The organism is Blastomonas sp. CCH1-A6 (assembly GCF_001556365.1).
In the GTDB taxonomy this organism is placed as follows: Bacteria; Pseudomonadota; Alphaproteobacteria; order Sphingomonadales; family Sphingomonadaceae; genus Blastomonas; species Blastomonas ursincola.
Genome location: NZ_LSIS01000488.1, coordinates 1 through 4659, shown reverse-complemented (window position 1 = coordinate 4659; position 4659 = coordinate 1). Strand labels below are relative to the sequence as shown.

4 protein-coding genes and 1 pseudogene are annotated in these 4659 nt (G+C 64.2%); 2 read left to right on the top strand and 3 right to left on the bottom strand.

Translation table 11 applies throughout. The annotated features are described in order from the left end of the window. The 3 genes and pseudogenes from AX735_RS21675 to AX735_RS21665 all read right to left on the bottom strand — a co-directional run. Nucleotides 1–236 (bottom strand): annotated as a pseudogene (locus tag AX735_RS21675) (gamma-glutamyltransferase); the annotation flags it as partial. Nucleotides 237–279: 43 nt separating this feature from the next. Beyond that, nucleotides 280–489 (bottom strand): DUF2061 domain-containing protein, encoded by a 210-nt coding sequence (locus AX735_RS21670; protein WP_066284712.1) that lies wholly within the window; start codon nt 487–489, stop codon nt 280–282. A gap of 276 nt (nt 490–765) precedes the next feature. Next, nucleotides 766–1797, bottom strand: a complete 1032-nt coding sequence (locus tag AX735_RS21665) for a quinone-dependent dihydroorotate dehydrogenase (RefSeq protein ID WP_066284710.1) — start codon at nt 1795–1797, stop codon at nt 766–768. A 117-nt stretch (nt 1798–1914) separates the two neighbouring features. On the opposite strand from AX735_RS21665, the gene AX735_RS21660 reads away from it, so the two are divergent. Both AX735_RS21660 and AX735_RS21655 read left to right on the top strand, forming a co-directional pair. Next, nucleotides 1915–3723 carry a DUF885 domain-containing protein gene (locus tag AX735_RS21660; RefSeq protein WP_066284706.1) on the top strand — a complete coding sequence of 603 codons (1809 nt, stop codon included), beginning with the start codon at nt 1915–1917 and terminating at the stop codon, nt 3721–3723. Nucleotides 3724–4022: 299 nt separating this feature from the next. Further along, nucleotides 4023–4607 carry a DUF6597 domain-containing transcriptional factor gene (locus AX735_RS21655; RefSeq protein ID WP_066284704.1) on the top strand — a complete coding sequence of 195 codons (585 nt, stop codon included), beginning with the start codon at nt 4023–4025 and terminating at the stop codon, nt 4605–4607. The last annotated feature ends 52 nt before the right edge of the window (nt 4608–4659 follow it).

Sequence of the window (4659 nt, the reverse complement as noted above, 5' to 3'; positions counted from 1 at the left end):
ACCACGGTCAGCGCGAGCATCATCGCCATGGCCGCATCGGCAGCAGACCCGCCCTTGCGCAGAATCTCCTGCCCGGCAGCGGTCGCGCGCGGATCGGCCGAGGAGACCACCCCCTTGCCCAGCGGCGCGGTGGCGGAGGTCTCGGCCGGCGGCGCGCTCTGCGCGTTGCAGGCGATCGAGAGCGAAGACAAAGCCAGCGCGGCGGCGGCAACGAAGGTGCGGGGGATGAAGCTCATGCCAAGCGTTATACCGCCATGGTGCGATGCGGCAAGCACCGCATCAGGCAGCCAAGACCTCCCTCGGTCGCGGGGATTCCCCACGCGCCCAGAGCTTCTCGTGGAAGAAGAACGCGACCGCGTTGATCATCGGTTCGATGATCGCGAGGCCGCTGGCGATCTCGATCGACCCGGTAAAGGCATAGGCGACCGAAAAGCCCACGGTGAGGTGCACCGCGAGATAGCTCAGGGTCTTGGCAAGATCGCGGGGCATCGGAAACTCCTGTCGGGCGAACAGAAGTATTGATAATCATTTGCAATTGAGAGCGCCAATGAGAGATTTACCACCTATTGATCGACCCGATCGATCAATTTGGACAGGTTTGCTGCGTTCCGCGCGAAGGCGCGAAGGCGCGAAGGGCTTCGCCCATCTGCTCTCCGGCAAAAGCCGGAACCCAGCAGTCAATGGATAATCGTCTTCTGGATTCCGGCTTTCGCTGGAAGACGGGAATCTTCGCGGCTTCGCGTCTTCGCGTGATCCCTAAAACCTTCAGCCGGTCCCGACCGCCTCGGCCAGCGACGCAAAGCCATCGCGCTGGAGCAGCGTCTTCAGCCCGCGATTGATCCGCGCGGCCAGGCCCGGCCCCTCATAGACCAGCGCAGAGTAGAGCTGCACCAGCGAGGCTCCGGCCCGAATGCGGGCATAGGCGTCCTCGGCGCTGGCAATGCCGCCGACGCCGATCAGCGGGATCGCGCCGCCGCTGGCTTGCCGGAAATCCTTGAGCCGCTGCTGCGCCAGATCGCGCAGGGGCGCGCCCGAAAGCCCGCCCGCCTCGCTTGCATGCCGCGAGCGCAAGGCAGGCCGCGAGATCGTGGTGTTTGACACGATCAGCGCATCGAGCCGCTTGTCGATCCCAATGCGGGTGATGTCGTCGATATCCGCTGCTTCCAGATCGGGCGCGAGCTTGAGGAACACCGGGCAGTCGTGACTGCCCCGCGCCTCGATCACCGCATCGAGCAGGGCGGACAGGGCACCGGCGTCCTGCAGCGCGCGCAGCCCCGGCGTGTTCGGCGAGGAAATGTTCACCGTGAGATAGCGCGCGAGCGGGGCCATGGTCCGCGTCATCACCGCATAATCGGCGATGCGATCGGCCGAATCCTTGTTCGCGCCGATATTGACGCCGATGATCCCCTTACGCCCCTGCCCTGCCTTGAGCCGCGCGACCACGGCCTGGGCGCCGTCATTGTTGAACCCCATGCGGTTGATCACCGCCTTGTCCTCGGCAAGGCGGAACAGCCTGGGCCGCGGATTGCCCGCCTGGGGCAGCGGCGTCACCGTGCCGATCTCGACAAAGCCGAAGCCGAAGCCGAACATCGCGTGCGGTGCCTCGGCATTCTTGTCGAAGCCGGGTGCGAGCCCCACCGGTGTCGGAAAATCTAGCCCGGCCACGCGCATCGCCAGCACCGGGTCGGGCCGGGGCGGCGAAGAGGCGGGCATCAGGCGAAGGCCCGCGATGGTCAGCCGATGGGCATCCTCGCCATCGAGCAGGAAAAGGGCGGGCCGGGCGAGCGAGAACAGCATGCCGCCCTATGGCTTTGCGACGGGCCGATGGTCAAGCGGCGGCGAGACGGTTTACGCGTGCGGTAACTCCCGATAGCTTCGCCATTAACCCTTCACGAAATAACGGAAAGTCGCTTCATGACCCTGCGCCCGATCGCCCTTGCCCTTTTTCTCGCGGCCAGTCCGCTTGCCTTGACCGTCTCCGCAAGCGCCCAGAGCGCGCCCGCCGAGGCCGCTGCGCAGAACGCCGAACTCAAGGCGTTCTTCGACCAGGTCGATGCCGAGAATCTCGCCGCCGCGCCGCAGGGCAAGGCCTATCGCGGCATTCGCGACGGTGATTACGGCAAGTGGAACGACCCCTCGGATGCCGCCGAGGCCGCGGCATTCGCGCGCGGCCAGAAGGCGCTGGCGACGATGAAGGCGCGGTTCGACCCGGCAAAGCTCTCGCCCGAAGACCGGCTGAGCTATCGCCTGTTCGAATATCAGGCCGAGCGTGCGGCGCGCGCGCACCCGTATCGCAAGAACGACTATATCTTCGACCAGATGAACGGCGCGCAGAGCCAGATGCCCGCGTTCCTGATCAACATCCACAGCGTCAAGACCAGGGCCGATGCCGAGGCCTATGTCCAGCGGCTGCAGGGCATGGGCCCGCAGATGGATGCGCTGGTCGCCGAAGCCAGGCAACGCTCGGAAGCGGGCGTGATGCCGCCGAAATGGGTCTACCCTTTCGTCCTCGACGATGCGCGCAACGTCATCAAGGGCGCGCCGTTCGACAACGGTGCCCCCTCGACGCTGCTTGCCGACCTGACCAAGAAGGTCGAGGCGCTGGCCATCGCCGCGCCCGAAAAGGCGGCGCTGATCGAGGCGGGGCGACAGGCGCTGACCACCAGCGTCAAGCCGGCCTATGAGCGACTGATCGCCGAAATGGAACGGCAGCAGGCGATTGCACCGACCGACGACGGCATCTGGCGGCTCAAGGACGGCGCGGCCTATTACGCCCAGCTGCTCGCCAATTACACCACCACCGACCTTTCTGCCGACCAGATCCACCAGATTGGGCTCGACAATGTTGCGCGCATTCACGGGGAAATGCGCGAGATCATGAAGAAGGTCGGGTTCAAGGGCAGCCTGCAGGAGTTCTTCGCCTTTGTCCGCACCGACGACCGCTTCTATTTCAAGACGCGCGAGGACTATCTCGCCACGGTCGATACCAAGCTGAAGGCGTTGCAGGCGAAACTGCCAGACTATTTCGCGACGCTGCCCAAGGCCCCGCTGACGGTGAAGGCGGTCGAGGCATTCCGTGAGAAATCGGCAGGCAAGGCCTTCTACCAAAGCCCCGCGCCCGATGGCTCGCGCCCCGGCACCTATTATGTGAACCTCTACAATCTCAAGGACATGGCCTCGACCGAGCTCGAGGCGCTGGCCTATCACGAAGGCCTGCCCGGCCATCACCTGCAGCGCGCCGTGCAGACCGAACTCGGCGACCTGCCGCCCTTCCGGCGCTTTGGCGGGGTCACCGCCTATACCGAAGGCTGGGGGCTCTATTCGGAAGAGCTGGGCAAGGACATGGGCTTTTACGAAGATCCCTATTCGGACTTCGGCCGACTGGGCATGGAATTGTGGCGCGCCTGCCGCCTGGTGGTCGATACCGGCATTCACCACAAGCGCTGGAGCCGCGAACAGGCGATCCAGTATCTGACTGACAACACCCCCAATCCGCCAGGCGACATCTCCAAGGCGATCGAGCGTTATGTCGTCTATCCCGGCCAGGCGACCGCGTACATGATCGGCAAGCTCAAGATCATGGAGCTTCGCGACAAGGCGCAAAAGCAGCTGGGACCGAAGTTCAGTTTCGCGCGGTTCCACGATGCCGTTCTGCGGAGCGGACCGGTGCCGCTGACGGTGCTCGAGGAGCGGATCGACGCCTGGATCCAGGCGGGCGGCTGAAAACCCCGGTTTTGCGGCGTTTCAGGGCAGGCGCCCGATTTTGCACGATTTTTCAGAATGTCGAATCTGTCCAATCGCCCTGACTCGCTTGCGATTATATACCGCCTTGCGACCCGAAGGGCTCAAGGCGGAGACGCCGAGAGTTCTTTTCCTAACAGGCGACCCTGATTTTTTCAGGGTCGCCTTTTTTTTGGTCCGATTTGGAGCTATACCCTCGCCCGGGTCGACAGAAAGATAAATCCGGCGAGAGGAGGACGGCGCAAACGCCGCGCCTGTCGTACGGCCGATTGGGGTCGCCAATGCCACATCTCGAATATGCGCTGCCCAGCGAACCGCTGAGAGAGTTCGTCTCCGTCTATTATCGCCTCACCTGCCCCGAACCCCTGGTGGTGGACGGGGAGCGCGCGGCGATTGCTCAGCTGCGCATGGCGACCGGCGGACGCGTGACGCTGCACATGCCCGACGGCAGTTCGACCGTGTGCACCGGGGCCGTGCTGGTCGGACCAACCACCGCAGCGGTGCGATTCGAGATCGAGGGGCCGTTCCACATGTTCGGCATGGGCATTACCGCCGCCGGATGGGGCGCCTTCACCCATGCCAGCGCTGCCGATTTCGTCGACAAGGTGGTGCCTGCAGCCACCGTGTTCCCACGAATCGAAGAGCGCATGGCATTGCTGCGCACTCTTGATACCCTGCCGCAGATGACGGCTGCCGCTGATGAGATCATCCAGGGCTTTGTCGATCAGGTCTCGCCCGAGATGGTCGAATTCACCCGCATGGTCGATGCCTGGCTCGCCTCCAGCGTATCGCCGATGGTCACCGACCTGCACGCCCAGAGCGATCTTTCCGAACGTCAGCTGACCCGCCGGGTGAAACAGCTTTAGGTCACGTCCGTCAATGAGGTGTAATTTGGGGTGTGGTCACCGGGCTGCATGG